Source organism: Sulfitobacter sp. M368, assembly GCF_025141875.1.
GTDB classification, from domain to species: domain Bacteria; phylum Pseudomonadota; class Alphaproteobacteria; order Rhodobacterales; family Rhodobacteraceae; genus Sulfitobacter; species Sulfitobacter mediterraneus_A.
The window spans coordinates 3578868-3605050 of sequence record NZ_CP081113.1; the positions used below are offsets into that span (position 1 = coordinate 3578868).

Annotated in this window: 22 protein-coding genes; 6 read left to right on the plus strand and 16 right to left on the minus strand. The window is 59.6% G+C overall.

Annotated elements, in window-relative coordinates; all coding sequences use genetic code 11:
- Positions 1–20: 20 nt before the first annotated feature.
- Positions 21–2789, minus strand: a complete 2769-nt coding sequence (gene fdhF / locus K3754_RS17660) for a formate dehydrogenase subunit alpha (protein WP_259938970.1) — start codon at positions 2787–2789, stop codon at positions 21–23.
- A 191-nt stretch (positions 2790–2980) separates the two neighbouring features.
- Between fdhF and K3754_RS17665 the strand changes: the two genes are divergently transcribed.
- From K3754_RS17665 to K3754_RS17675, 3 genes are read left to right on the plus strand one after another with little or no spacing between them, the layout of a single operon-like run.
- On the plus strand, positions 2981–3634 hold the full coding sequence (locus K3754_RS17665; protein ID WP_259938972.1) for a histidine phosphatase family protein: 654 nt from the start codon (positions 2981–2983) through the stop codon (positions 3632–3634).
- Positions 3635–3645: 11 nt separating this feature from the next.
- The gene (locus tag K3754_RS17670; RefSeq protein WP_259938975.1) at positions 3646–4266 is read left to right on the plus strand and encodes a glutathione S-transferase family protein; all 621 of its coding nucleotides are present in this window, start codon (positions 3646–3648) and stop codon (positions 4264–4266) included.
- Positions 4263–5324: a saccharopine dehydrogenase gene (locus tag K3754_RS17675; protein WP_259938976.1), complete on the plus strand. Its 1062-nt coding sequence runs from the start codon at positions 4263–4265 to the stop codon at positions 5322–5324. Before K3754_RS17670 ends, K3754_RS17675 begins: the two co-directional genes overlap by 4 nt.
- Here K3754_RS17675 and K3754_RS17680 read toward each other — a convergent pair whose 3' ends face one another.
- The 7 genes from K3754_RS17680 to puuE form a co-directional block, all read right to left on the minus strand.
- A complete protein-coding gene (locus tag K3754_RS17680; protein ID WP_203209835.1) occupies positions 5325–6566 on the minus strand; it encodes a DNA recombination protein RmuC in 1242 nt (413 codons plus the stop codon). It abuts the gene before it with no gap.
- Positions 6563–8404: a DNA mismatch repair endonuclease MutL gene (mutL, locus tag K3754_RS17685; protein ID WP_259938979.1), complete on the minus strand. Its 1842-nt coding sequence runs from the start codon at positions 8402–8404 to the stop codon at positions 6563–6565. The genes K3754_RS17680 and mutL overlap by 4 nt, the downstream gene beginning before the upstream one ends.
- A 71-nt stretch (positions 8405–8475) precedes the next feature.
- Positions 8476–9696, minus strand: coding sequence for a urate hydroxylase PuuD (locus K3754_RS17690; protein WP_259938980.1), 1221 nt, complete (start codon positions 9694–9696; stop codon positions 8476–8478).
- An 83-nt stretch (positions 9697–9779) separates the two neighbouring features.
- On the minus strand, positions 9780–11102 hold the full coding sequence (locus K3754_RS17695; protein WP_259938982.1) for a uracil-xanthine permease family protein: 1323 nt from the start codon (positions 11100–11102) through the stop codon (positions 9780–9782).
- Between the two features lie 51 nt (positions 11103–11153).
- On the minus strand, positions 11154–11642 hold the full coding sequence (locus K3754_RS17700; RefSeq protein ID WP_259938984.1) for an ureidoglycolate lyase: 489 nt from the start codon (positions 11640–11642) through the stop codon (positions 11154–11156).
- A complete protein-coding gene (locus K3754_RS17705; protein ID WP_259938986.1) occupies positions 11639–12448 on the minus strand; it encodes a bifunctional allantoicase/(S)-ureidoglycine aminohydrolase in 810 nt (269 codons plus the stop codon). The genes K3754_RS17700 and K3754_RS17705 overlap by 4 nt, the downstream gene beginning before the upstream one ends.
- Entirely contained in the window at positions 12445–13860 is a 1416-nt protein-coding gene (gene puuE, locus K3754_RS17710; protein ID WP_259938987.1) for an allantoinase PuuE, read from the minus strand. The genes K3754_RS17705 and puuE overlap by 4 nt, the downstream gene beginning before the upstream one ends.
- Before the next feature lie 530 nt (positions 13861–14390).
- Here puuE and uraH point away from each other — a divergent pair.
- A complete protein-coding gene (gene uraH, locus K3754_RS17715) occupies positions 14391–14750 on the plus strand; it encodes a hydroxyisourate hydrolase (protein WP_259938989.1) in 360 nt (119 codons plus the stop codon).
- Here the strand turns inward: uraH and K3754_RS17720 are convergent.
- From K3754_RS17720 to K3754_RS17735, 4 genes are read right to left on the minus strand one after another with little or no spacing between them, the layout of a single operon-like run.
- Positions 14730–15659 carry a metal ABC transporter permease gene (locus tag K3754_RS17720; RefSeq protein ID WP_203209828.1) on the minus strand — a complete coding sequence of 310 codons (930 nt, stop codon included), beginning with the start codon at positions 15657–15659 and terminating at the stop codon, positions 14730–14732. The genes uraH and K3754_RS17720 overlap by 21 nt on opposite strands.
- Positions 15656–16861 carry a metal ABC transporter permease gene (locus K3754_RS17725; protein ID WP_259938991.1) on the minus strand — a complete coding sequence of 402 codons (1206 nt, stop codon included), beginning with the start codon at positions 16859–16861 and terminating at the stop codon, positions 15656–15658. The genes K3754_RS17720 and K3754_RS17725 overlap by 4 nt, the downstream gene beginning before the upstream one ends.
- Positions 16858–17658, minus strand: coding sequence for a metal ABC transporter ATP-binding protein (locus tag K3754_RS17730; protein WP_259938992.1), 801 nt, complete (start codon positions 17656–17658; stop codon positions 16858–16860). The genes K3754_RS17725 and K3754_RS17730 overlap by 4 nt, the downstream gene beginning before the upstream one ends.
- A 2-nt stretch (positions 17659–17660) precedes the next feature.
- Positions 17661–18629, minus strand: coding sequence for a metal ABC transporter solute-binding protein, Zn/Mn family (locus K3754_RS17735; protein WP_259938994.1), 969 nt, complete (start codon positions 18627–18629; stop codon positions 17661–17663).
- Positions 18630–18878: 249 nt separating this feature from the next.
- Between K3754_RS17735 and deoC the strand changes: the two genes are divergently transcribed.
- Together deoC and K3754_RS17745 are read left to right on the plus strand one after the other, a co-directional pair.
- Positions 18879–19892, plus strand: a complete 1014-nt coding sequence (gene deoC / locus K3754_RS17740) for a deoxyribose-phosphate aldolase (protein ID WP_259938997.1) — start codon at positions 18879–18881, stop codon at positions 19890–19892.
- A gap of 38 nt (positions 19893–19930) precedes the next feature.
- On the plus strand, positions 19931–22273 hold the full coding sequence (locus K3754_RS17745; RefSeq protein ID WP_259938999.1) for an aldehyde dehydrogenase family protein: 2343 nt from the start codon (positions 19931–19933) through the stop codon (positions 22271–22273).
- 100 nt (positions 22274–22373) lie between these two features.
- Here K3754_RS17745 and K3754_RS17750 read toward each other — a convergent pair whose 3' ends face one another.
- From K3754_RS17750 to lspA, 4 genes are all read right to left on the minus strand, one after another.
- Positions 22374–23687, minus strand: a complete 1314-nt coding sequence (locus K3754_RS17750; protein WP_259939000.1) for a pitrilysin family protein — start codon at positions 23685–23687, stop codon at positions 22374–22376.
- The gene (locus K3754_RS17755) at positions 23684–25027 is read right to left on the minus strand and encodes a pitrilysin family protein (protein WP_259939001.1); all 1344 of its coding nucleotides are present in this window, start codon (positions 25025–25027) and stop codon (positions 23684–23686) included. The genes K3754_RS17750 and K3754_RS17755 overlap by 4 nt, the downstream gene beginning before the upstream one ends.
- Positions 25028–25120: 93 nt before the next feature.
- Positions 25121–25624, minus strand: coding sequence for a DUF3035 domain-containing protein (locus tag K3754_RS17760; RefSeq protein WP_203209820.1), 504 nt, complete (start codon positions 25622–25624; stop codon positions 25121–25123).
- A gap of 51 nt (positions 25625–25675) precedes the next feature.
- Positions 25676–26173, minus strand: coding sequence for a signal peptidase II (gene lspA, locus K3754_RS17765; RefSeq protein ID WP_259939004.1), 498 nt, complete (start codon positions 26171–26173; stop codon positions 25676–25678).
- Positions 26174–26183 lie beyond the last annotated feature (10 nt).

The window sequence follows — 26183 nt, forward strand, 5'->3', positions numbered from 1 at the left end:
CCGTCAGGCGCACCTTTGGATCACTCGGCGGCCACCTGCGTGCTCGCCGCTTCAACCTTCACGGCCGAAAACTTGAACTCGGGGATCTTGCCATAAGGATCCACCGCAGGGTTGGTCAGAATATTCGCCGCCGCCTCGACATAAGCAAAGGGCAGGAACACCATGTCCGGCGATACGGCGCGGTCTTCGCGCGCCATGATCTCGATCGAACCGCGTTTGGTCGTCAAACGCACATGATCGCCCGGAACCACACCCAGCTTGCGCAAGGTGGAGGGGTGCAGAGAACAGTTTGCCTCTGGCTCCAGCCCGTCCAGAACACTGGCGCGGCGAGTCATCGACCCGGTATGCCAATGCTCGAGCTGGCGACCGGTGGTCAGAATCATCGGGTAATCCTGATCCGGCACATCATCCGGGGCAATGATCGAGGCAGGCGTAAATTTCGCGCGGCCACCGGCACGCGGAAAGCCATCGCCAAACACAATCGGCTGACCGGGATCTTCGGGTGAGAGCGACGGATAGGTTACCGCATTTTCGACCGCGAGACGATCCCATGTGATATTGTTCAGCGACTTCATGTTTTGCTTCATCTCGGCAAACACATCGGCGGGGCCTTCATAATCCCAGCCAAGACCCAGACGTTTCGCCAGTTCCACCTCGATCCACCAGTCCTCACGCGCTTCGCCGGGGGGCGGCACAGCGGGTCGGCCCATTTGCACCTGACGGTTGGTGTTTGTCACCGTGCCGGACTTTTCTGCAAAGGCCGAGGCCGGAAGGATCACATCAGCATAGTTCGCGGTTTCGGTGATAAAGATATCCTGCACCACCAGATGCTCCAGCTTGGCCAGGGCGTCCCGCGCATGTTCCACATCGGGGTCCGACATCGCCGGGTTTTCACCCAGCACATACATGCCGCGAATATCGCCATCATGCACCGCGTCCATAATCTCGGTGACGGTCAGACCCTTCTGGTTGGAAAAGTCCTCACTTTTCCACACTTCGGTAAAGGCGCTGCGCACTCCATCATCGGTGACCGGTTGGTAATCGGGCAGGAACATCGGGATCAGACCCGCGTCAGAGGCACCTTGCACGTTGTTTTGGCCGCGCAGCGGATGCAGCCCCGCACCGGGGCGACCCACCTGGCCAGTCATCAACGCCAGCGAGATCAGGCAGCGCGAATTGTCGGTGCCGTGGATGTGCTGGCTGACCCCCATGCCCCAGAAGATCATCGCGGCGTTGGCACCCGCAAAAGTCCGCGCCACATCACGCAGGGTCTCAGCGTCGATACCGCAGACCTCCGCCATCTTCTCTGGCGAGAAATCCTTGAGGTGCTCTTTCTCGGCTTCCCAGTTCTCGGTGTAGGCCTCGATATATTGCTGATCAAAGAGGTTCTCTTCGACAATCACATGCATGATCGCATTGAGCATCGAAACATCGGTGCCGGGGCGGAACTGCAGCATATGGCTGGAGAAGCGTTTGAGCGCCTGACCGCGCGGATCCATGACGATCAGCTTGCCACCACGTTTGGTGAACTGCTTGAAATAGGTTGCCGCGACGGGATGGTTTTCAATCGGGTTACAGCCGATGGCGATCGCCACATCCGCATTCTCAATTTCGTTGAACGTCGCAGACACCGCGCCGGAACCGACGTTTTCCATGAGCGCCGCAACAGAGGATGCGTGGCATAGACGGGTGCAGTGGTCGACGTTGTTGTGACCAAACCCCTGGCGGATCATTTTCTGGAACAGATAAGCCTCCTCGTTGGTGCATTTGGCAGAGCCAAAGCCCGCAACGCCGGTGCCGCCGATGTCTTTCAGCCCCTTGGCGGCAAAATCCAGAGCCTCATCCCATGACGCTTCGCGGAAGAACTCCTGCCAATTGCCGGGGTCAACGTTCAATCCCTTGGCAGGCGCATCGTCACGCCGGATCAGCGGTTTGGTCAGGCGGTGATCGTGGTGGATATAGTCAAAGCCAAAGCGACCTTTGACACAAAGCCGTCCTTCGTTCGCGGGGCCGTTGATGCCCTCGACATATTTGACCTTGCCGTCTTTGACCTTGAGCGAGATCTGGCAGCCCACACCGCAGAACGGGCAGATGCTGTCGACTTCACTGTCGAAATCGGCGCTGTCACCGACCTGGTTCTCGTCCACCACAGTAGACGGCATCAATGCCCCTGTCGGACAGGCTTGCACACATTCGCCGCAGGCCACGCAGGTGGAGGCGCCCATCGGGTCTGCCATATCAAAAGTAGGATAGCTGTCATGGCCGCGGCCCGACATGCCGATCACGTCATTGACCTGCACTTCGCGGCAGGCGCGAACGCAGAGACCACATTGAATACAGGCATCCAGATTGACTGACATCGCAACATGGCTGTCATCCAGCAGCGGGATGCGTCCCTCTTCGATCTTGGGGAAACGGCTTTCGCTGACGCCGTTCAACGCGGCCATATCCCACATGTGGCTCGATTTGTCATGGGCCACTTCGGGTGCGGGTTGATCTGCCACCAGCAGTTCCATAACCATTTTGCGGGCGTTTTCGGCGCGGGCATTGTTTGTGGTGACGACCATGCCTTCGCTGGGCTCGCGGATACAGGAGGCCGCCAGCGTGCGTTCGCCTTCGATCTCGACCATACAGGCGCGGCAATTGCCGTCCGGCCGGTAGCCAGGTGCAGGTTTGTGGCACAGATGCGGGATCTTCAGGCCGCGACCATTGGCCACTTCCCAGATCGTCAAGCCCGCTTCGGCCTCTACTTTTTCGCCGTCGAGCGTGAATGTGATCTTGTCCGCCATCCTGTCCTCCTGAAAAGCGCTGCTGCCTCTATAGCCAATTGTCGGTTTTTGCGGGAGTCCCATTCCCGACGCCCTGCCCCAAATTTGCGCCAAACCGCCCGTTGGCGGTGATCGTAGGTTTCGTATTGGCGCGGATGGCTTTTCACTTGGCCCTTGCTGCCCTATCAAAGTCGCAAGAAGGATTTTCAGACATGTCGCATATCACTCTTATCCGCCACGGGCAGGCCAATTCCGGCGCCAAGGACGAGGTCAGCTATGACCGGCTTAGCGATCTGGGCCACGAACAGGCGGCGTGGCTGGGCCATTACCTGCGTGAGGCCGGAAGCCATCACACAAGACTGTTTACCGGCACTTTGATCCGCCACCGCGAAACGGCGGACGGGATGGCGACCGGTCTGGTTGCCGAACGTGACGCGCGGTTGAACGAGCTTGAGTATTTTACGCTTGCGACGCTTCTCGAAGAGCAACACGGCGTGCCTTTCCCGACCGAACAAGGCAGCTTTACGTCCCACTTGCCAACCGTTTTCGAATACTGGAAATCTGGCAAGCTGGAGGGCGCGCCGGAAACCTGGCAGCATTTTCACGACCGGATCGAAAGCGCATTGCGCGATATCGCGGCTGGGGATGGGCCTGCATTGGTGGTCACATCGGGCGGTCTGATCTCGATGGTGATGGCACAGGCGATGGGCCTTAGTGTGCCGGCCATGGCCCGTATGGCGCTGGCGATCATGCACACGTCCATGCATCGGTTGTTCCCAATTGGCGGGCATTGGTCGCCGGTTCTGTTCAACGCAGTGCCGCATCTGGAAACCCCCGACAGGCGTCTTGCCCAGACACATATCTAAAAGGTGATCTCATGCTGAAACTCTATTACGCCCCCGGTACGATCTCGATAGCAGTCGCCCTTGGCCTTGAAGAGACCGGTCTGGCCTATGAGCTGGAGAAGGTGGATTTTGCCACCGCCGCGCAGACCAAGCCGGCCTATCTGGCGATCAATCCCAAAGGCCGTGTGCCCGCCTTGATCACTGAGAAAGGCACAATCCTGACGGAAACGGGCGCCTTGCTTGAGTATATTTCCGATCTCGCGCCGCAGGCCGGATTGATCCCGTCGGATATCGAAGACGCCGCCCACATGCGCAGCGTGATGTTCTACCTGGCGTCGACCATGCATGTCGCCCATGCCCACAAGATGCGGGGCAGCCGCTGGGCCGACAAACAAGAAAGCCATGCCGACATGCAGGCGAAAGTCCCGCAAACCGTGCGGGCCTGCGCGGAATATGTGCAATCCGATTGCCTGCGCGGTGATTATGTTCTGGGGGACCGGATCAGCATCGCCGATCTGTATCTGTTTATCGTCTGCAACTGGATGGAAGGGGATGGCGTGCCCCGCAAGGACTTTCCGGCCATTGATGCTTTCCTCAGCCGCATGGACGCGCGGGACAGTGTTAAGACCATTCGTGAAAAGGGTATGCTATGACCACGCCACATCTTTGGGTCCGCGCCGAACAGCGCGACAATGAAACCCGTGTCGGATTGACCCCCGAAGGCGCGGCAGAGCTGCTGGCGGTAGGGTTTTCCGTGACGGTAGAGGCTTCTGACAGCCGGGTGATTGCGACCGATGATTATGCAAAGGTCGGCTGCACCATTGCGCCTGCCTACAGTTGGCCCGATGCCCCCGCAGATGCGATTATCTTTGGCCTAAAGGAACTGCCCGAAGATGGCACGCCCCTGCCGCACCGGCACATCATGTTTGGCCATGCCTTCAAGGGCCAATCTGCCGGGCAGGCGTTGCTCAAACGGTTCAAGGCGGGCGGCGGTACCTTGCTGGATCTGGAGTATCTGACCGATGAAACCGGGCGGCGCGTGGCGGCCTTTGGCTATTGGGCCGGTTTTGCCGGTGCGGCGGTTGCCCTGAAATGCTGGGCCGCGCAGCAAAGGGGCGAGGTGGCTGGGCCAGTGACGCCCTATCCGAACGCCGATGCGATGAAAGACGCCCTGCGCAGGGAGCTGACACCGTTCATGGATCAAGCCCCCGATGCCCTGATCATCGGCGCCTTGGGACGCGTTGGCACCGGCGCGGCGGATCTGTGCAAAGCGATGGATGTCAGCGTCACCGGATGGGACATGGCCGAGACAGCGCATGGCGGACCTTATCCTGAAATTCTGGATCACACCTTGTTTTTCAACTGCATTCTGGCCGGTCCAAACACGCCACCCTTCGTGCGCCCTGATGCGCCAACCGCCCCGCGCAAGCTGCGGGTGATTGGTGATGTGGCCTGTGATCCGGACAGCGATTTCAACCCCGTGCAGGTCTATGACAAGACCACCACCTGGGCGGAACCGGCGCTGCGGGTACATGACAATCCACCGCTGGATGTCACGGCCATCGACAACCTGCCCTCAATGCTGCCGCTTGAAAGCGCGCAGGACTACGCCGGGCAACTGCTGCCAACCTTGCGGTCGCTGGCCGGGGATCAGGCAGGCGTTTGGGCGCGGGCCGAAGCGACCTTTGCCAAACATCTCGCTACGGTGTGATCAGACGTCAGGCTTGGCCAGCGGGACAACCGTGGTTTCCGCACTGTCCTTGGACAGTTCTTCAAAATCAAAGTTGTGCAGGCGGCCGGCGCGTTTGGCCGCCTTTTCACTGCTGATCATGATCTCGTCCACGTCTTTGCGGGCCTGACCGAAGTGCCGATCGAGGTTGCCAACGCGCGTCACCAAACGTTCCACATCGCCGTGCAACGCGCCCAGTTCCTTGCGGATCGCGCCCGCCTGTTCTCGCATTCGCGCGTCTTTCAGAATTGCCCGCATGGTGTTCAGCGTCGCCATGCAGGTGGTTGGCGATACAATCCACACCCGTGCGGCAAAACCATCGCGAATGAGTTCGGGGAAATTGGCGTGCAATTCGGCATAGACTGCCTCTGACGGCAGGAACATCAACGCGCCATCTGCGGTTTCACCTTCCAGAATATACTTCTCCGAGATCGCCTTGATATGGGCCTTGACCGAGACTTTCATCTTGGCCACGGCCTCTTTCAACTCATAATCCGTCTTGGCATTGCGCAGTGCCTCATAGGCCTCCAGCGGGAATTTGCTGTCGATGACAATCGGCCCCGGTGGGTTCGGCAGATGGATAAGGCAATCGGCGCGTTTTCCGTTGGTCAGGGTTGCTTGCAGACTATAGCTGTCAGAGGGCAGCGCCTTTGACACGATATCATGCAGCTGGATTTCGCCAAAGGCACCGCGGGTCTGCTTGTTGCTGAGAATGTCCTGAAGGCTGAGAACATCTCCGCTCAGCTTGGTGATATTGTCCTGCGCCTTGTCGATCGCGGCCAGCCGTTCCTGCAACTGCGTCAAACTGGTTGTCGTCTGCTTGGCCGAGCCGTGCAGGGTGTGGTTCATCCGTTCCTGCATCTCCGCCAAGGCCCGTGCGGATTTGGCTGCATTGTCAGCCAGCCGGTCTTGCATCTGTTGCTGCACATTGGCCATGCGCGTTTCGATGCTTTGGATCATCTGGGCCTGTGCGTTGGCTTGTGTGTCAGACACCGTCTGCAGACCGCCGCGCAATTGTTCCTGGCCCGCGCCGAGCTGTTGCACATGGCCACCGAGGATCTGCATCTGCTGTGCCAGCGGCGCGGCCATCTGGGCCGAACGCCCCGCCGCCCGCACCGCCATGATCAGCAGGATCAAGATCAACATGATCACCCCCGCCCCGATCAGCGCCGCTGTGACCTGCGGATCACCCCATTGATATGTTTGCCCTGCGATTGTGATCATGTCCGTCCAAAGAGCCGTTCAATATCGGCCAGCTTGAGTTCTACGTAAGTGGGCCGGCCGTGGTTGCATTGCCCCGAATGCGGGGTCGCCTCCATCTCGCGCAGCAGCGCGTTCATCTCTTCGGCCCGCATCCAGCGGCCCGACCGGATCGAGCCGTGACAGGCGATGCGGCTGAGGATCGCCTCGATCCGCGCCTGCAGGATGTTGCTGTCGTTCTGGTCGGCCAGTTCATCCAGGATATCAAGCACCATCGCGCGGGCGTTCACCGTGCCAAGGATCGCGGGTGTTTCGCGCACTGCGATGGCGCTGCCGCCAAAGGCTTCGATGCCCAGCCCAAATTTTTGCAACTCGTCCGCCAGGTCCAATAGACGGGCGCAGTCGCCTGTGGACAGTTCCACAATCTCGGGGATCAGGAGCGCCTGCGCCGCGACGCCGTTTTCGGCCATCTGGGTCTTGAGTTTTTCATAGACGAGCCGTTCATGGGCCGCGTGTTGATCGACAATGACCATGCCCGTTTCGGTCTGCGCGATGATGTAGTTTTCATGCACCTGACCGCGGGCTGTGCCCAACGGATATTGCTGCGCGGGATCTTGGGTTTCGACTACCTCTTCCGGCGGAGTTTCGACACGGCCCCACATCCCAGCGGTCTCGGCGAAACCCGGCGCTTGCGCGTCATAGGCCGCCTGCCGTGCGCCTGTTGATGGGAGATCCATCTGATAAACCCGTGCGCCGGTGGGTTCAGGACGCATCGCGCCAAGGGTGGCCCCCGCGACCGTGGTCGAGGCGCGATGCCCGGCATTGGCCAGCGCGTGACGCAGCGCCGAAACGATCAACCCACGCGCCAGACCGGGATCGCGAAACCGCACCTCGGATTTTGCAGGATGCACGTTCACGTCTACCAGCGTCGGATCACAGTCTAAAAACAGCGCCGCCGCCGGGTGCCGGTCGCGGCTGAGAAAATCGAAGTAGGCACCGCGCAGTGCGCCAGTCAGCAGTTTGTCCCGCACCGGACGGCCATTCACGAACAGATATTGCGCCACTGCAGACCCACGCGAATAGGTCGGCAGCGCGGCAAAACCAGTCAGATGCAGCCCCTCGCGTTCCGCATCGATGCGCAACGAATTGTCTGCAAATTCGCGCCCCAATACCCGCGCCAAACGGCCATGCAGGGCATCGAACAAATCGCCCTGCTCCGCATCGGCGCGAAACACCTCGCGCCCTGCTCCGTCACCAGAGACATCCCGCAGCACGATCTGCACAAAGGGTTCCGCCATCGCCAATCGTTTGACCACATCGCCAATCGCCTGCGCCTCGGCCCTGTCGGTGCGCATGAATTTGAGCCGTGCGGGCGTTGCAAAAAACAGATCTCGCAGGGTGACAACGGTGCCGCCGTTCAGGGCCGCAGGTTTGATTGCACCCATTTTGCCGCCGCTCACCGTGACCTCTGCCCCTTCATGTCCTGCGGCGCGGCTGGTGATGGTCAGCCGGCCCACCGCGCCGAGAGACGGCAATGCCTCCCCACGAAAGCCGAAGGTGTGAATATTCAGCAGGTCCGAGCCGTCAATTTTGGAGGTCGCATGGCGCGACAGGGCCAGCGGCAGATCATCCGGCGCAATGCCGCAGCCATCATCCGTGACCCGGATCAATGTCTTGCCGCCGTCCGCATATTCCACCGTGATCCGGCTGGCACCGGCATCAACAGCGTTTTCGACCAGTTCTTTGACCGCAGAGGCAGGCCGCTCTACCACTTCGCCTGCGGCGATGCGGTTGATTGCAGCGTCGTCCAGTTGCCGGATGACGGGCTGATTTTCGCTTATGTTGGGGTTGGGATGCGCCATAGCGCAAAACCTAGCATGGGAGCGCCCGATTCTTAAACCCGGATATCGGGGCGAAACCGGGTTATCCCCAGCTATTTTGTGGCGGCGATATACCAGGCCACAATCTGTGCCCGTTCATCTTGTTGCATATAGCTGAGGTTGGCGGGGGGCATGGCGTGGGTCAGCCCCGCCTGCAAATAGATTTCCTTGGCGGCCATGGCGATCTGGTGTTCGGTCTCAAGCCGCACGCCCTTGGGCGGCCAATGCATCCCTTCCCACGCAGGTTCAGCGGCATGACACATGCTGCACCGGCCCATGACGATATCCTGCACGTCCGCAAACCCTTCGGCCTTGGCAAAGCGCAGGGCAGGGCCATGCGCCTCTTCACGTTCCGCCGCTTGGAACATCGGCGCGGTGGAGAGCCACATGATCACCACAAAGATCAGCGCCGTGACCAACCATGTCCAGATCGGATTGCCCGCCCGCATATGCACTGTGTTGAAATAATGCCGGATTGTCACGCCCATCAGGAACACCAGCGCCGCGATCAGCCAGTTCATCTCTGAGGCGAAGGCCAGAGGGTAATGATTGCTCAGCATCATGAAGATCACCGGCAATGTCAGGTAGTTGTTGTGGGTGCTGCGCTGCTTGGCGATCTTGCCGTATTTGGCGTCCGGCGTGCGCCCGGCCTGCAAGTCCGCGACCACAATCCGCTGGTTCGGCATGATGACAAAGAACACATTTGCCGACATGATCGTGGCCGTGAACGCCCCCAGATGCAGCAGCGCCGCCCGGCCTGAGAACACCGAGGTATAGAAATAGGCCATCCCGACAAGGATCACATAAAGCAGGATCATCAGGCGGGTGTTGTCGTCGCCAAACTTGCTTTTGCAGATCTGGTCATAGGCGATCCAGCCAAAGGTCAGCGAGGCCAGCGAAATCAGAACCGCCTGGACCGTGCCGATATCCGCCACGGAGGGATCGACCAGATAGAATTCTGCACCCAGATAATAGACCAGCACCAACAGGGCGAACCCAGACAGCCAGGTTGCATAGCTTTCCCATTTGAACCAGATCAGATCGCCAGGCATCTGGTCCGGGGCGATCAGGTATTTCTGGATGTGATAGAAGCCGCCGCCGTGAACCTGCCATTCCTCACCATCGGCGCCGGAGACAAGATTGCGGTCGCGGTGCAAGCCGAGATCCAATGCGATGAAGTAGAATGACGATCCGATCCAGGCAATCGCGGTGATCACATGAACCCAACGCACGGCAAACTCTATCCAGCTGGAGATGGCGGCGAGATCGTACATGGGGAAGGCTCCGGTCAAAAAATCGTCCCGCTACAAGAACGGGAAAGACACGCCCGCGCAAGGGGGCGTGTCTGTGAGTTTGCCTAGATTTCCTCAGGCAATACCAGATTGAGGACGATCGCCACCAATGCCGTAGGGGCAACCGCGGATGTAGCCAGTGTTTTCACAACGCCTGGCAGATACTGCACTGCTGTCGGCACAAGGTTCAGACCCAGACCCGCCGCCAGCGCAACAGCGATGATCACCATATTACGCCGGTTCATGTTGATCTCGCTCAGCACATTGAGGCCCGCAGCCGCAACCATGCCAAACATCACAATCACACCGCCGCCCAAGACCGGCAGGGGCATGGACGCGATGACAGCGCCGATTTTTGGAACAAGCCCGCACAGGATCAGAACCAATGCGCCAATCGTCACCACATGGCGGCTCATGATGCCGGTCATGCCGACGATGCCCACGTTCTGGCTGAAGGATGTGTTTGGCAAACCGCCAAAGACACCGGCGACCGCTGTGCCCAGACCGTCAGCATAGGTCGCTCCGGTGATTTCGGCGTCTGTGGCCTCGCGCCCTGCGCCTGCCTTGGTGGTGGCGGAGGTATCCCCCACGGTTTCAATCGCAGAAACGATCGAGACCAGCGTGACGGCGATGACAGCGCCGAGCGAGAATTCAAACCCGTAAGGCAGTGGCTTGATTGCTGTGAACCAGCTTGCCTTGGAGACCGCGCCGAAACTGACCATGCCGCTGAGGTAGGCGACGATGTAGCCAACGATCAGACCCACTAGGATAGCCGCATTGCTGAGCGTTCCTTTGGTGAAAAACTTGAGCGCCAGCGCGACAATCACCACCGAAAGGGCCACGGTCCAATGCATCAGGGAGCCAAAGCTTTCGGCCTGCATCTGAAACGTCGCGGCACCGCCCGCCGCGTATTTGATGGCGACCGGGATGAGATAAAGACCGATGGCGAGGATCACGAGGCCAGTCACCAAGGGCGGAAAAAGCCAGCGCAGCTTGTCAATCACCGACCCAAGCAGAAAGTGGATCACACCCGCGATGATACAGGCAGTCAGCGCCACACCGAGACCTTGGGTCGCGGCGACCCCGGCCAGCACACCCACAAAGGCAAAACTGGTGCCCTGCATGATCGGAAGCCGCGCACCAACCGGCCCAAAACCGACAGTCTGGAAGAGCGTTGCAATCCCGGCAAAGAGCATTGCCATCTGGATCAGGTAAACTTGCTCTGGCCCGCCGAAAGCCAGACCGGCGGCACCGGCGACAATAATGGATGGCGTGACGTTAGAGGCAAACATCGCCAAAACATGCTGCAATCCCAAGGGGATCGCTTGGCCAAGTGGCGGTGTGTTCGAAGGGTCGTGATAGCCGACCGATGAGGAGGTATCTGTCATTTTCTGTCCCTGTCTTGCTGTTTTTCGCCCGGTTTTTCCGGGTCGCAGCAACTATGGGACCACAATATACGGTGGATCAAGAAATATTTCTTCCAGATTTGGTGTCGCTCCGATGCGATCCACCACCGCGAACAGCCCCGGCGCATGCAGCGGCGTCAGCACCCCATGCCATGTCCCGCGGTGAAAATTGACGCCCTGATGCGGGGCGGTCAGGAAGGCGCGCGGCCTGCACGGATTGCCCTCAAGGTCGGGCGCGACGATCACCAAAAATGGGTGTTCTGTCAGCGGCATGAAAGCCTGCGATCCTTCGGGGTGACGCTCTAGCAGCGTCAGTTCGTAAGGAAAGCTGCGCGGCTGCGCGTCAAACAGGCTGATCCCGGCGCGGCCATCTGGCCCAAAATCAAGTGCCGCCAGATCATGATGACGGCCACAAAGGCCCGCGTTGATCATTTTGTCTGGCGTCTCTCGCAGCTCCAGCACATCACCGAAGGGGGCAAAGGCCTCGGCGGTCAATGGTTCCGCCGTGATCTCACGGGTCATAGCGGCATGTGACGGTTCACGTCTTTGTACAGCAGATAGCGGAACGGTTCCTTGCCTGTGGCGATACAGGCCTGCGGGCAAAACGCACGCAGCCACATGAAATCGCCGGGACCGACAGGCACCCAGTCCTTGTTCAGCAGATAATCCGCCGTGCCTTGCAGCACATACAACCCATGTTCCATCACATGGGTCTCGGCAAAGGGAATGCGGCCGCCGGGCTGAAACGTCACGATGTTCACATGCATGTCGTGGCGCAGATCGGACGGATCGACAAATCGTGTGGTGGCCCAGACACCATTACAATCGGGCATCTCTATCGGGGCCACGTCCTTGTCAGAAGTCACGAAAGGGGGCGGCACATCAACACCATCGGCCACAACGTAGCGCTTGCGCACCCAGTGAAACTTGCACAGTCCGGCATCGTCATTCCACAGGGTCCAGACAGTATCAGGTGGAAGGTAGGCATAGCCGCCCTCTGTCAGCTTATGGGTTTTCCCATCAATGTTGAGGGTCAATTGCCCTTCCGTGACCAATAGAACGGATTGCGCTTCGTCATCCACTTCGGGCGTGTCTGAACCGCCGCCCGCGGACAGTTCGACCGCGTATTGGGAAAAGGTCTCTGCAAAACCGCTGAGCGGGCGGGCCAAGACCCACATACGCATGCCTTTCCAACCGGGAAGAAAACTGGTGACGATGTCGCGCTGGGTGACCGCCGGGATCACCGCATAGGCGTCGGTAAAGACCGCCGCGCCTTCGGGGTTTACGGATTGATCCGGCAGGCCGCCGGGGGGGAACGCATAGGTCAAAACATATCCTCCAGCCGAAGACGCGCGATGCGTTCGACCTGTTTGCAGGCAGTGGTAAATTCGGTGTCGGTGTCATTGCTGATCCGCGTTTCAAAGGCCCGCAGAATGCCGTCTTTGTCGTGATCCTTCACCGCGATGATGAAAGGGAAACCGTGTTTGGCCACATAGGCGGTGTTCAGCTCCTCAAACCGGCTGCGTTCTGCATCAGTGAGCGCATCCAATCCTGCGCTGGCCTGTTCTGCAGTGCTTTCTGCCGTCAACCGTTTTGCAGCGGCCAGTTTGCCTGCAAGATCCGGGTGCGCCGTCAACACGCCAAGCCGTTCGTTGTAGGTTGCAGATCGGAACATTCGGGTTAAGGCATTGTGCAATCCTGCCGCGCAGTCATGGGCGGGGCCAAGTTCAAGCTCAAACGCGCGTTCGGCGATCCAGGCGGAATGTTCGAATATCCCGCCAAAGGCCGCGACAAAATCAGACCGCGACAATTGACTGGGGCGCAAGCCGCGCAGCGCGGGGGGATGCACCGCACGCCAGTGGTCGGCAATATCAATCCGGCGCGGCGTCCAGACCCCTTCAAACCCTTTGATATACTCGACAAACCGTTTTAACGCCTGCACCCGTCCGGGACGTCCAATCAAACGGCAGTGCAGACCGATGGACATCATCTTGGCCTGGCCTTGGGTGCCTTCGGCATAAAGCGCATCAAAGGTATCGCGCAGATAGGTATAGAATTGATCGCCCGAGTTGAAACCCTGCGGCGTGGCAAAGCGCATGTCGTTGCAGTCGAGCGTGTAGGGGATAATCAATTGCTCCCGGCCGTCGATCTCCATCCAATATGGCAGATCGTCGTCATAGGTGTCAGAAATATAGTCGAACCGGCCGGTCTGTGCCGCCAAGGAGACGGTGTTCACCGATGTGCGCCCGCAGTACCAGCCCTGCGGTGCCTCCCCCACAACCTCGGTATGCAGGCGGATGGCTTCGGCAATGTCGGCACGTTCATCCGCGGCGTTGTGGTCCTTGTAGTCGATCCATTTCAGCCCGTGGCTGGCGATCTCCCAACCGGCGTCTTTCATCGCCTCAACCTGCTCGGGCGCGCGCGCCAAAGCGGAGGCGACGCCGTATACCGTGACAGGGATATCCGCGCCGGTGAACAGGCGATGCAACCGCCAGAACCCGGCCCGTGCCCCGTAGTCATAGATGCTTTCCATATTCCAATGGCGCTGGCCCGGCCAGGGGGCTGCGCCGACAATCTCGGACAGGAATGCCTCTGACGCCGCATCACCATGCAGCAGGCAGTTTTCGCCCCCCTCTTCGTAATTGAGCACGAATTGCACGGCGATCCGGGCGTCATTGGGCCAAGCGGCGTAGGGCGGCGTCGCGCCGTGGCCGCGAAAATCTCTGGGGTAGCGGGTCATATCTGCATCCTGTTTGCGCGCCCATCACCCTGCACAAATCCTGCCTGCGCCGCAATTGTGCAATTTATCCGCCGCAACGCCAACGGGCCGCCCCTTGGGGCGACCCGTTGCCAGAAAGGCTGATGCATCTGCGCTTTTTCTTCGTTTAACGGTATCGGACGCGGGCCAATCTGTAACTGCTGGATAGGCTGCCACGGGGGGCCAACCCCGGCGCATAGGGGTACGGCACCACTGGCATTGCGCGGGTTTGACCGTCGCCTTGCCGGAATGATCTGACCTGAACGGTCCAATATTTCATGTGTTACGTCCCCCCAGACGTTTGACCACAGATCACGGCACGCAATTGGCCGATCCTGAATGTGGTGTGGGCCTCCATATACGCAAGGGATGATTCGCAGGTCAAAGCAAAAACGAATCGCTTTACAAAAAACATGCGAATCAGGGCGCGAATCGGTTTGCAGCCATGGATTGACCTGACCGGCGGGGCAGCTATCCTCAACGGTTCCAAGGCAACAGGCAGGAGCGTTCAAATGTCGCAAGGATATCTTACAACCCACGTTCTGGACACAGCACGCGGTCTGCCTGCCGGAGGGATGACCATCACCCTTTACCGGGTTGAAGGCACAAACCGGCTCAAACTCGCGCAGATGCAAACCAATGCAGATGGCCGCACAGATGCGCCGATCCTGCCCAAGGGGCAGTTTGCCACCGGTACATATGAATTGGTGTTTGAGGCCGGTGCCTACCTTGACCGGATCGGCACCCCTGCCGAAGATCCGCGGTTTCTGGATGAAATCCCGCTGCGCTTTGGCATTTCAGACGGAGATGCGCATTACCACGTGCCGCTTTTGCTGTCGCCCTTTGGCTATTCAACCTACCGGGGCAGCTGATCCGCGCAGGCGGTGCGGGCCAAAGAGGGCCGCAAGACCAAGGATGATCCCCGATACGGTGGCAATCATGCCAGCCGCCGAGACCGAATCTTGCAGTCCGATCCACAGCGGCCCGTAGCCTGCAAAGACATAGCCCAGAACCGCCGCGATCGTGGCAAAAGCAACGGACCACGCCACCTGATGCTCTAGCCTGTTGGTCATCAAACGCGCCGCTGCGGGCGGGCAGATGAACATCGCAATCACAATGATGCTGCCCACCGCATCAAAGGCCGCCACCGCCGCAATCGCCGCCATGATCACCAGCCCCAGCCCCAACGGGCCGGTGCGCATGCCGATGGTCTGGGCGAACCCTTCGTCAAAAGTGCTGATCTTGAGGGGCCGCCAAAACAGCGCAACAAAAAGCGTAACCGCAACAAGTGTGAGGGCCATGCGCGGCAGTTCCACCGGCAATCCCTTGAGTGCCTGCCAATCCCACAAGGAGGACCAACCTGTCGCATCCAGCCAGATCAGGCTTTCCAGATTTCCATAAAGGGCGTGTTCCACATCCAGATGCACCGAGGACGTGTCGGATTGTTCCAACAGCAGGACACCGCCGGCAAACATCGCGGTAAAGATCACGCCCATGGCCGCGCCCGCCTCGATCCGGCCAAGCCGGCGAACGCCTTCAATCGCGACAACTGCAACCATCGCTGCACCCGCCGCGCCCAAAAGCATGGGCCATGTGCTGACCACGCCGGTGATCAGAAACGCCACAACGATACCGGGCAGCACGACATGGCTGATCGCATCGCCGATCAGCGCCTGCCGCCGCAGCACAAGGAAATTGCCCGGCAATGCACAGGCCACCGCCACGAAGATGCCGGTCAGCAACGGAACCAGCGAAAGGGGAACAAACTCCGCGCCGTTCATGCGGACACCGGTCCGGCGCGGCCAATGCGGCGGTCCACTTCGATGATTTGGTCTGGGGTCAGGACGCTTTCGATTTCGGTCAGCCCGTCGTATCGCGATGCCGCCACTTCAAACGCCGGATCGCGGCGGATCTCTTGCCAGCGGGTTTCGTCGCGCATCGCTTTGGCCGCGCGGCCTTTGCCTTCGGGGGTGGCGACGCCGTCAGGCAAGGCCCAGCCGCGTTTGCGCAACAGGCGCAGGGTCAGACGTTCGTAGATCGGCTGCCCGTGGGCCAGCGCCAAAAGCCCCTGGCGTAGATGCACCTGCCGCTGATAGCTCAAGTGCCGCATCACGGCAGAGACCAATCCACGCTGCGGCGCCAAAAGCAGAGAAATCGCAAACAGGGCAAAGCCGACCAGCACAATGATCGGCCCGGTGGGCACATCCGGCAAAGCCGCCGAAAGCGCGGCGCCAATGTAAGCCGATACGCCACCCAACAGACCGGAGATCAGCACCACATGATTGGTCCGTTCCGTCCAGAACCGCGCGGTCACCGGCGGGATGATCAGCAGCGCCACAATCAGGATCAGGCCCACAATCTTGAGGCCCACAACCGTCACCGCCAGCACCAGCCCCATCATGGCAAGATCGGTGCGCGGCACATTCTGCCCAAGCGAAGTCCCGTATTCGGGATCAAATGCCGCCAGCGTCAACGGACGCCGCATCAGCAGGACCAGCGCCAGCGTGATCGCCGCTGAGACCGCGATCACCAATGCATCGCTACGTAACATTCCTGCGGTAGAGCCAAGCAAGAACCCCTCAAGGCCTGCCTGCCTGCCTGCGGTCATGGTTTGGATCACGGTCAGCAGGACAATCCCAAAACCAAAAAAGACGGACAGCACCGACCCGATAGCCGCATCTTCGGCCAGTCGAGTTCTGGAGCTGAGCCATGAGACCAACAGGAGGCCTGCCGCCGCCGAAATCGCCGCGCCGCCCAGCAGCCCGATCAGATTGCGACCATCCCCGCCCAGCGCCACCATCGCCATAAATGCCAGCGCCACACCGGGCAGGGTGGCATGGCTGATCGCGTCACTGACAAGGGCGCGTTTGCGCAGGAACAGGAAAGTGCCACCCACACCGGCAGCCATGCCCAGCAAGGCCGCACCAAGCGTCACGAGCGTGGCGTTATAGCCCAGCTGCAACAGCAGTGCGTCAAAGATCATGAGAGTGCCAGCGCATCCATCTGCGCCCCGGCAAGGCGGCCGCCATAGGCATCTTGCAGGTTGCGCGAGACAAAGGTGTTGACCACGCTGCCTTCGGCCACGCGGCGGGTGTTGATCAGGAACACATTATCAAAGTATTCAGCCACCGTGCTCAGGTCGTGATGTACGGCCACAACGGTCTTGCCTGCATCTCGCAGGGATTTGAGAACCGCGATGATCGCCTTTTCTGTCGCGGCATCGACACCCGCGAAAGGTTCATCCAGTAGGTACAGCTCTGCATCCTGCGCCAAGGCACGGGCGAGAAATACACGCTGTTGTTGGCCGCCGGACAGCTGGCCGATTTGGCGGGTGGCAAAATCCTGCATACCGACACGGGTGAGGCAATCCTCGGCCTTTTGACGGTGCGCCGCACGGACCCGCCCCAACAAGCCAAGCTTGGGGTAGAGGCCCATCAGAACCACATCGATCACCCGCGTTGGGAAATCCCAATCCACCGAAGCCCGTTGTGGCACATAGGCGATCTTCTGGCGCTGTTGCGCCACTGGTTTGCCAAATACGGTTGTTGTGCCCGCCAGCGGTTTGATGATGCCCAGTGCGGCCTTGAGCATGGTCGATTTACCCGCCCCGTTGGGGCCGATGATCGCCGTCATCTTGCCTGCCTCGACTGTCATATCGACAGAAAAGACCGCAGGTTTCTGCCCATAGGATACCGTCAACCCTCGGATCGCCAAAGGGCTGTCCTGCCGGGCCGTTTCCTGGGATGTGAATGCGTCTGCTGTGACCAGATCCAATGACATGATTAGCTCCCCCGCATCAATTTGCCCGACATGCCGCCAGGGGCCACATCCGCGCCCAAAGCACGGGCGATGGTGGTCGCGTTGTGATCAATCATACCGATATAGGTGCCTTCATAAGTGCCATCCGCACCCATCGCATCACTGTAAAGCGATCCGCCAATGCGTACCTCATGCCCGCGGGCAGCGGCCCCTTCGATCAAGGCTCGCATGTTGCGATCCGACACCGATGTTTCGACAAACACCGCGCCGATGTTGCGTTCTACCAGAACGTCCACCAGTTCGCTGATCCGGTTCAACCCCGCCTCGCTGGCGGTTGAAATGCCCTGAATACCGATCACCTCAAAATCATAAGCCTTGCCGAAATAACTGAAGGCGTCATGCGCGGTGACCAACACGCGCTGATCTTCCGGCACGCGGCGCAATGCCTCGGCTGTGTAGGTGACCAATGCGTTCAATTCTTCGATGTAGCTTGCGGCGTTGGCCTCAAATGCGGCGGCATGCTCTGGCCGTGAGGTGGTCAATGTGCGGGTGATTTCCTGAACCACACCAATCCATGTCGCCGGGTCCATCCATACATGGGGGTCATAACGCCCTTCATAATCTGCATGGCTCAGCAGGCTGTCCTTTGGCAGGGCCTCCGCCACGGCAACGACCTGCCGCTTGTCGCCCAATTCTTCAAAGAACCGCTCCATCTGCGCTTCGAGGTAGAGCCCGTGCCACAGCACCAGATCAGAGCGGGTCATCGCCACGATATCGCTGCGGGTCTGACGATAGCCATGCGGATCAACGCCCGGTCCCATCAAGGCCCGCACCGACACCAGATCTCCGCCGACCCGGCGTGTGGCATCTGCAATCATCCCCGTGGTCGCTACAATATCCAGCTGGCCAGCGGCCCGTGCAAAGGACACAGTTCCCAAGACCGCAAGACCACCCAACAGGGCTGCGCGACGTGTTACCGAAAAAGAATCCATAGATCTCAATCTCCTTGCGGTAATAGATGCGATTGATTCTCAACTAAGTCAAGCTTGTTGCGACTAATTCTCAATATCATTCTAAACCAGCAGTCGATTGGCGCGCTTTTCCGCCGGTTTTGGCCTGAACCGAGCTCGCCCCCTGCGGCTTTGCCCAATTTGATGCATTTGTGACCGCACGGCAGGACATCTTGCTATTCCCCTGCCGCCCGTGGCAATTTGACCATCTGTTCGAACCGGAGATGCCCTATGGCCGCCCAGCTCACCGATAAAAAGACCACCGACGCGACGACAACCGACGCGCATCTGCCGCAGGTTACGGAGCCGCGCAATCCCGGTATGCCGCTTGACCTCGACTGGGTGCGTAGCGTGCAGGTGAACACCTCCGCCGTGGAACGCCGTGCCGCGACTTTGCCTGCCCGGCGGTCTGTGAAAAAGGCCCATCAGGCGGCATGGCTCTTGCGTGCGATCACCTGTATCGACCTGACCACGCTGTCTGGCGATGACACCGAACGGCGCGTAGAACGCCTTTGTGCCAAGGCGCGGCAACCGGTTGCGCCTGATCTGCTGAACGCACTGGGGATGAAGCCGATCACAACCGGCGCGGTCTGCGTTTATCACGAGATGATCCCGGCCGCGAAACGCGCCCTGGAAGGCACCAATATCCCCATCGCGGCGGTGTCTACCGGATTTCCCGCCGGCCTGTCGCCGCTTGAACTGCGCATCCGCGAAATTGAAATGAGCGTTGAGGCAGGCGCCGCCGAGATCGACATCGTGATCTCGCGTCGCCATGTCCTGACCGGCGATTGGCAGGCGCTTTATGACGAAATGAAAGCCTTCCGTGCCGCTTGCGGTGATGCGCACGTCAAGGCGATCCTTGCCACCGGCGAGTTGGGCAGCCTGCGCAATGTCGCCCGCGCCAGTTTGGTGTGCATGATGGCCGGTGCCGATTTCATCAAAACCTCCACCGGTAAGGAAAGCGTCAACGCTACCCTGCCCGTCAGTCTGGTGATGATCCGCGCCATCCGCGACTATTTTGAACGCACCGGCATCCGCGTCGGCTACAAACCGGCGGGCGGCATTTCCAAGGCCAAGGATGCGATCACCTATCTTGCGCTGATGAAAGAAGAGCTTGGCGATCGCTGGCTTGAGCCGGACCTCTTCCGCTTTGGCGCTTCCTCGCTGCTCAATGACATTGAGCGGCAACTCGAACACCACGTCACCGGCAGCTATTCCGCCGGATACCGCCACGCCACAAGCTAAGCCAAGCGCTGGACCAAGACTTTTGAAAAGGGTGAACTATGAGCGTCGCTGACATCTTTGAGACCATGGAGTATGGCACCGCCCCCGAGGGAGCCGCCGAAGCACTGGCGTGGCTTGTCGATCAGGGCGATCGGTTTGGCCATTTCATCGACGGGGCTTTCACCAAGGCCGGTGATGGTTTCGACAGCAAGAACCCCGCAACGGGCGAAATTCTGGCAACCCTGTCCCAAGCCACCCAAGCCGACGTTGATGCCGCCGTCAAAGCGGCCCGCAAAGCACAGCCCAAATGGGCCGCGATTGGCGGGCATGGCCGCGCGAAATACCTCTATGCGCTGGCCCGTTTGTTGCAAAAACACAGCCGCCTGTTCGCGGTGCTGGAAGTGATGGACAACGGCAAGCCGATCCGCGAGGCCCGCGATATCGACGTGCCCTTGGCCCAACGGCATTTTTACTACCATGCGGGCATGGCGCAACTGATGGACAGCGAACTGCCTGATGCCGAAGCCTTGGGCGTTTGTGGACAGATCATCCCGTGGAATTTCCCTCTGTTGATGTTGGCATGGAAGATCGCGCCTGCATTGGCTATGGGGAACACCGTGGTGCTGAAACCGGCGGAGTATACCTCGCTGACTGCCCTTCTTTTTGCAGACATCTGCCGTCAGGCGGGTCTGCCCAAAGGCGTGGTCAACATCGTCACCGGCGACGGTGCAGTGGGTGAGATGATCGTCAACGCAGACGTCGACAAGATCGCCTTCACCGGCTCCACCGCCGTAGGCCGCCGCATCCGCGAGGCGACCGCAGGCAGCGGCAAGGCGCTGACGCTGGAGCTGGGCGGCAAATCCCCCTACATCGTATTTGACGACGCCGATCTCGACAGCGCTGTCGAGGGGCTGGTTGATGCGATCTGGTTCAATCAGGGGCAGGTTTGCTGCGCTGGATCGCGGCTTTTGGTGCATGAACCCATCGCGGACCGTTTCTATGCCAAGCTCCGCGCCCGGATGAACAAGCTGCGTGTGGGCAGCCCGCTAGACAAAAGCATCGACGTCGGCGCTTTGGTCGATCCGGTGCAGCTGCAATCGGTATCCAGCTTGGTCGAGGCCAATACCGCAGGCGAACGTTTCGTCGCAGAAACCGAGATGCCAGCAGAAGGGTGTTTTTATCCGCCAACTCTAATCACTGGTCTGAACCCTGCCGACACCCTGATGCAAGAAGAGATCTTTGGTCCGGTTCTGGTCTCCACGACATTCCGCACCCCTGCCGAGGCGGTGCAATTGGCCAATAACACCCGCTATGGACTGGCCGCGACGATCTGGTCCGAGAACGTCAATCTGGCCCTCGACATCGCCCCCAAGCTGGTCGCCGGGATTGTCTGGATCAACGGCACCAACCTGATGGATGCCGCTGCGGGTTTTGGCGGCGTCCGTGAAAGCGGCTTTGGCCGCGAGGGTGGCTGGGAAGGCCTCAGCGCCTACACCAAACCCAAAGGCAATGCCAAACCGCTCAAACCCATTGATGCCTTCACCGGCGAAGGCGCGCCCGCCGATCCTGTTGACCGGACCGCCAAGCTTTACATCGGCGGCAAACAGGCACGGCCCGACGGTGGCTATTCCGCGCCGGTCTGGGGCAAATCAGGCGCCTTGCTGGGCCATGCATCACTGGCCAACCGCAAGGATGTGCGCAACGCTGTCGAGGCGGCACAGGCCGCCAAAGGCTGGTCAAAGACCACAGGGCACTTGCGGGCACAAATCCTCTATTACATCGCCGAAAACCTCGCCGCGCGTCACGGTGAATTCGCCAACCGCCTTGATGCAATACAGGGTGGCAAGTCCGGCGCAAAAGAGGTCGATGCCTCCGTGCGCCGCCTCTTTACCTATGCTGCATGGGCCGACAAATACGACGGTCAGGTGCACGGCGTTCCGATCCGCGGTGTTGCACTGGCAATGAAGGAACCTGTGGGCGTCATTGGCGCGCTCTGCCCTGCCGAGGCGCCGCTTCTGGGCCTGATCTCTTGCATGGCGCCGGCGATTGCGATGGGCAACCGCGTGATCCTCTCTGCGTCCGAGCCCTTCCCACTGTCCGCAACCGACTTTGTGCAAGTGCTTGAAACCTCCGACGTACCTGCGGGCGTAGTGAACATCCTGACAGGCCCGCAATCAGATATCGCCGATCCGCTGGCCCGGCACATGGATGTCGACGCGGTTTGGTCCTTTGGCGCAGGAGAGCTGAGCGGAATCATCGAAAAAGGATCCGCCCATAATCTCAAGCGCACATGGGTCAACAACGGTATCGCCCGTGACTGGCACGGGGCCGCTGGCGAAGGGCGGGAATTCCTGCAAGCCGCCACAGAGGTCAAAAACATCTGGGTGCCCTACGGCGAGTAATCCCTGCCTTCATTTGGCAAGAAAAACTCAAAAAACGTTCTGGCCCTTGGCCAGAACCAATATCGTGTGGCGCTTTAGCGCCTCGTTTTACACAGGCTGATCAATTGCCCGTGCTCTCGATACCTACGGGCTGCCCAACCACAACAAAGTGCAGGCCTTCGGGGTCAAGCAGTTCCGCCGCAACGCGCTTCACATCCGCCAGCGTCACCGCCTCAACCTTGTCATTGCGGGTTGGAATGTAGTCAATCGGCAGGCCGATCATCTGCATGCCCACAAGAATGTTCGCAATCGGTCCATTGCCATCAAACCGCAAGGGATAGGCCCCGGTGATATAGGTCTTGGCGTCCTGCAGCTCTTGCGGGGTGATGCCATCGGCCGCAGCCTTGGCCCATTCATCGCGGATCACTGCAATGGCCTGCGCAATGCGGTCATTGGCCGAACTGACGTTGCCCATGTAAACCTCGGCCAGATCCCGCGGCACAAGATAGGAATAGACCCCGTAGGTCAGCCCACGTTTTTCGCGCACCTCAGTCATCAGACGGCTTTCAAACGACCCGCCGCCGATCACATGGTTCAGAATGGTCGCGGCAAAAAAGTCTGGATCATCCTGCTTGATCCCCTTTTGGCCAAAGATCGCAACGGATTGCGGTGTGGCAAAGTCCACCACCGTCACGCCAGGGGGGATTGTCACCTCTGCCAGTGGCGGCATTTCTGCCCCTTCTTCCGGCAATCCGCCAAGCAGTTCATCCACCAATGCGCCCAGTTCTTCGGGCGTGATGTCGCCAACGGCGCCTATATAAATCCGGTCGCGGGCCAGCACATCAGCATGCGCCGCCAGCAGGTCATCGCGAGTCAAAGCCGCCACGCTTTCCAATGTGCCATTCAGGGACGATCCATATGGGTGATCACCATAGGCAATTTGATTGAACGTCTGGCTTGCGATGTCATCGGGGTCTTTTTGGTCAGACTGGATGATCGACAGCACCTGCCGCCGCACCCGTTCAATCGCTTCTTCGTCAAATCGTGGCGCCTGTAACGCTGACTTGAGCAAAGCCACGGATTCTGCACGGTTCTCGGTCAAGAACCGCGTCGAGATCGCCACCGCATCATTGGAGGCATCAAAATCATAACTGGCGGCCAGCGCTTCTGCGGCACGGGCAAAAGCGCGGGCGTCCATGTCGCCCGCCCCCTCTTCCAGCAGCGCCGTCATCAGGTTCACCGCGCCGCGCTTTCCGGGCCGGTCCAGCGAGGCACCCCCGCGAAACCGGATTTCCAGCGCGACAAAGGGAATGGAAGGTTCTTCAACCAACCATGCGGTCAACCCGCCGGGACTGGTAACAGATTGGATGTTCACTTCGGCGCGGGCTGGAAGACCAGCCAGTGCTGTCAGGATCAGGGCAAAAATCAATCTCATTGCGCGGCCTCCGCTTTCATCAGCCATCCGGTGACAGACGCCCGGCGATCAAGAACTTCACTGGCGGCCTGCATGATGTCCTGGGCTGTCACAGCCTCAAGAATATCAGGCCAGTCTTGCACGTCTTGCACACTCATCCCCATCGCCAGCGCCTGACCATAGCGGTTGGCAACGCTGTCGGCATCGTCACGGGCATAAATCTGGGAGGCGCGGATTTGTAATTTGATCCGGTCCAACTGTTCTGCATCGACACCGGCAATGACAAAATCCGCCAGCGCAGCATCAAGAGCATCTTCTGCCTGTTGCAAGGTCACGCCATCCGCCGGAACAACAATGAAATTAAACGTAGTGTCATCAAGGGAACTGCCCCGATAATAAGCCGCCGTGTAGGTCGCGACTTGGGTATCGAACTGCATCTTTTCCGCCAGGAAAGACGTGGTGCCACCGCCGAGGATCTCGGCGAGGATTGTCAGTGCAGCGGCCTTTTCCTGTGCACCGGGATCACGTTCCGGTGCAAGATAGGACCGGCTTACATAGGGTTGCGCCACACGCGGATCCCGAAAGATCAGCCGCCGCTCTGCGTTCTGGGGCGGTTCTTCGGTGCGCAGGCGTTCGGGCAGGTCAGGATTGGCGGGGATCACCCCATAGTATTTCCTGGCCAATGCCAGCACGTCTTCGGGTTCCACATCGCCAGAGACCACCAGAATGGCGTTGTTGGGCGAATAATAGGTCTCGTAGAAGGACAGCGCATCATCCAGATCAAGTGTCTGCATCTCGTGTTTCCAACCAATCACCGGCACGCCATATCGATGGTTGAGATATTGCGCGGCGTTCATCTGTTCATTGAACAGTGCAGACGGGTTGTTCTCGGTGCGCTGGTTGCGCTCTTCGAGGATCACGTCACGTTCGGTGCGGATGTTGTCCGGCGTCAGCCGGATGTTGCGCATCCGGTCGCTTTCCATCCGCATCATCAGCTCCAGCCTATCGGCGGCCACCCGTTGGAAATAGGCGGTGTAGTCATAGCTGGTAAATGCGTTGTCGCGCCCGCCGTTTGCGGCCACGGTTGCGGAAAACTCGCCCGACTCCATTTTGTCTGTCGCTTTGAACAGCAAATGCTCCAGAAAATGCGCAACACCTGATGCGCCCTTCGGCTCATCCGCAGATCCGGCGCGATACCAGACCATCTGTTGTACAACAGGGGCGCGGTGATCTTCGACCACGACCACATCCATCCCGTTTTCAAGGGTGAAATGGCTGACCGCCTCGTTGGCATTGGCGTGGACTGTGGCAAACGGCAGGAATACCGCCGCCAAAGCCGCAAAAATCGGCGCTTTGAACATGGAGCGTCCTTTGAATGTTTCGCTTGTGCTTGTAGGTACGCGGGTTGCGCACACAATCAAGGGGCGATCTGCACTTTCAGCGCTGACGACTGATCACTTTGCCGGGGGCGCCGATGGAGTACGCGCACCAGCCCGGCGCCAGCGACGTGCCTCCTTGTTGGCATCAAGCGCCTGTCGTTTGTACGCTTGATTGTAGCGATCCACCGGCACAATCCGGAACTGGGTGAACCGTGCCTTACGTTTGCGGAACTTGGCGTCGGTCTCGGCCAGTTCTTCGCGGATGTTGGCGGAAACGCCATTGCGGCTGGCATGACGCACCAATGCGCCGTCACTTGCCGGGATACCCCCATCCGCCGATTGCGGACGCCCGCCAAAGGCCTGCACCCCTTCGTTCAGGGCAGAGCGATCCGTCAGGTTGGCTTTGCCCGGTGTCGGCGTTGGCAGCGTCGCGTAGTTGTCGGGGGATTCTAGCGGCTTTACCGGCTGGATCATAAACTCGTCCGGCCCGTCAGAGGAGCTGCGCAGATCTCTCAATCCCTGATTGGAGCACGCCGCAAGAGCGAGCGGGATCAGGGCAATCAAAGCGATACGGCGCATGGGTCGTCTCCTATGGGTCTGCCTTTCAATATCGCAGGCAGGTGGGCAATGTCACTTATGTTTTTTCGCCGCCGCTTTTCCAGCCTTTTTTGGATCTTCCACAAAAAAGACCAAACCGATTGCGCCTGCAAAGATAAAGACATCCGCAACGTTGAAAACAAAGGGATTGTTGATCCCGCAGCAGGACATGTTCAGGAAATCCAGAACGTAGCCATAGATGACCCGATCTGCGACATTTGCCAAAGCACCGCCAACGAGCAATCCGGCACTGATCTGCGCCAAAACGCCAACTTTGGCGCGGCGCATCCAGAAAAACACGCCGACGCAAATCACCAGCGCAAGCCCGATCAACACCCAACGGCTGGCATCAGGCGCATCGCCCAGAATGCCGAAATTGATCCCGCGGTTCTCGCCATATCGGAAGTTCAGGATCGGCGGCATCACGTCAATCGCGCGGATGCGCGACAGATCCATCAGGTGGATCACAATGTACTTGCTGACCTGGTCCAGCAAAAAGGCGGCAAATCCGGCCCAGTAAAAGATACGCATCTGCCGCCCT

Coding starts and splice junctions, on each gene's coding strand:
- K3754_RS17695 (WP_259938982.1), bottom strand. CDS start 11,102: ATGACAGATACCTCCTCATCGGTCGGCTATCACGACCCTTCGAACACA.
- K3754_RS17750 (WP_259939000.1), bottom strand. CDS start 23,687: ATGAGATTGATTTTTGCCCTGATCCTGACAGCACTGGCTGGTCTTCCA.
- K3754_RS17755 (WP_259939001.1), bottom strand. CDS start 25,027: ATGTTCAAAGCGCCGATTTTTGCGGCTTTGGCGGCGGTATTCCTGCCG.
- lspA (WP_259939004.1), bottom strand. CDS start 26,173: ATGCGTATCTTTTACTGGGCCGGATTTGCCGCCTTTTTGCTGGACCAG.
- K3754_RS17745 (WP_259938999.1), top strand. CDS start 19,931: ATGAGCGTCGCTGACATCTTTGAGACCATGGAGTATGGCACCGCCCCC.
- K3754_RS17670 (WP_259938975.1), top strand. CDS start 3,646: ATGCTGAAACTCTATTACGCCCCCGGTACGATCTCGATAGCAGTCGCC.
- K3754_RS17760 (WP_203209820.1), bottom strand. CDS start 25,624: ATGCGCCGTATCGCTTTGATTGCCCTGATCCCGCTCGCTCTTGCGGCG.
- uraH (WP_259938989.1), top strand. CDS start 14,391: ATGTCGCAAGGATATCTTACAACCCACGTTCTGGACACAGCACGCGGT.
- K3754_RS17720 (WP_203209828.1), bottom strand. CDS start 15,659: ATGAACGGCGCGGAGTTTGTTCCCCTTTCGCTGGTTCCGTTGCTGACC.
- puuE (WP_259938987.1), bottom strand. CDS start 13,860: ATGACCCGCTACCCCAGAGATTTTCGCGGCCACGGCGCGACGCCGCCC.
- K3754_RS17675 (WP_259938976.1), top strand. CDS start 4,263: ATGACCACGCCACATCTTTGGGTCCGCGCCGAACAGCGCGACAATGAA.
- mutL (WP_259938979.1), bottom strand. CDS start 8,404: ATGGCGCATCCCAACCCCAACATAAGCGAAAATCAGCCCGTCATCCGG.
- K3754_RS17725 (WP_259938991.1), bottom strand. CDS start 16,861: ATGATCTTTGACGCACTGCTGTTGCAGCTGGGCTATAACGCCACGCTC.
- K3754_RS17700 (WP_259938984.1), bottom strand. CDS start 11,642: ATGACCCGTGAGATCACGGCGGAACCATTGACCGCCGAGGCCTTTGCC.
- K3754_RS17680 (WP_203209835.1), bottom strand. CDS start 6,566: ATGATCACAATCGCAGGGCAAACATATCAATGGGGTGATCCGCAGGTC.
- K3754_RS17665 (WP_259938972.1), top strand. CDS start 2,981: ATGTCGCATATCACTCTTATCCGCCACGGGCAGGCCAATTCCGGCGCC.
- K3754_RS17730 (WP_259938992.1), bottom strand. CDS start 17,658: ATGTCATTGGATCTGGTCACAGCAGACGCATTCACATCCCAGGAAACG.
- K3754_RS17735 (WP_259938994.1), bottom strand. CDS start 18,629: ATGGATTCTTTTTCGGTAACACGTCGCGCAGCCCTGTTGGGTGGTCTT.
- K3754_RS17690 (WP_259938980.1), bottom strand. CDS start 9,696: ATGTACGATCTCGCCGCCATCTCCAGCTGGATAGAGTTTGCCGTGCGT.
- deoC (WP_259938997.1), top strand. CDS start 18,879: ATGGCCGCCCAGCTCACCGATAAAAAGACCACCGACGCGACGACAACC.
- fdhF (WP_259938970.1), bottom strand. CDS start 2,789: ATGGCGGACAAGATCACATTCACGCTCGACGGCGAAAAAGTAGAGGCC.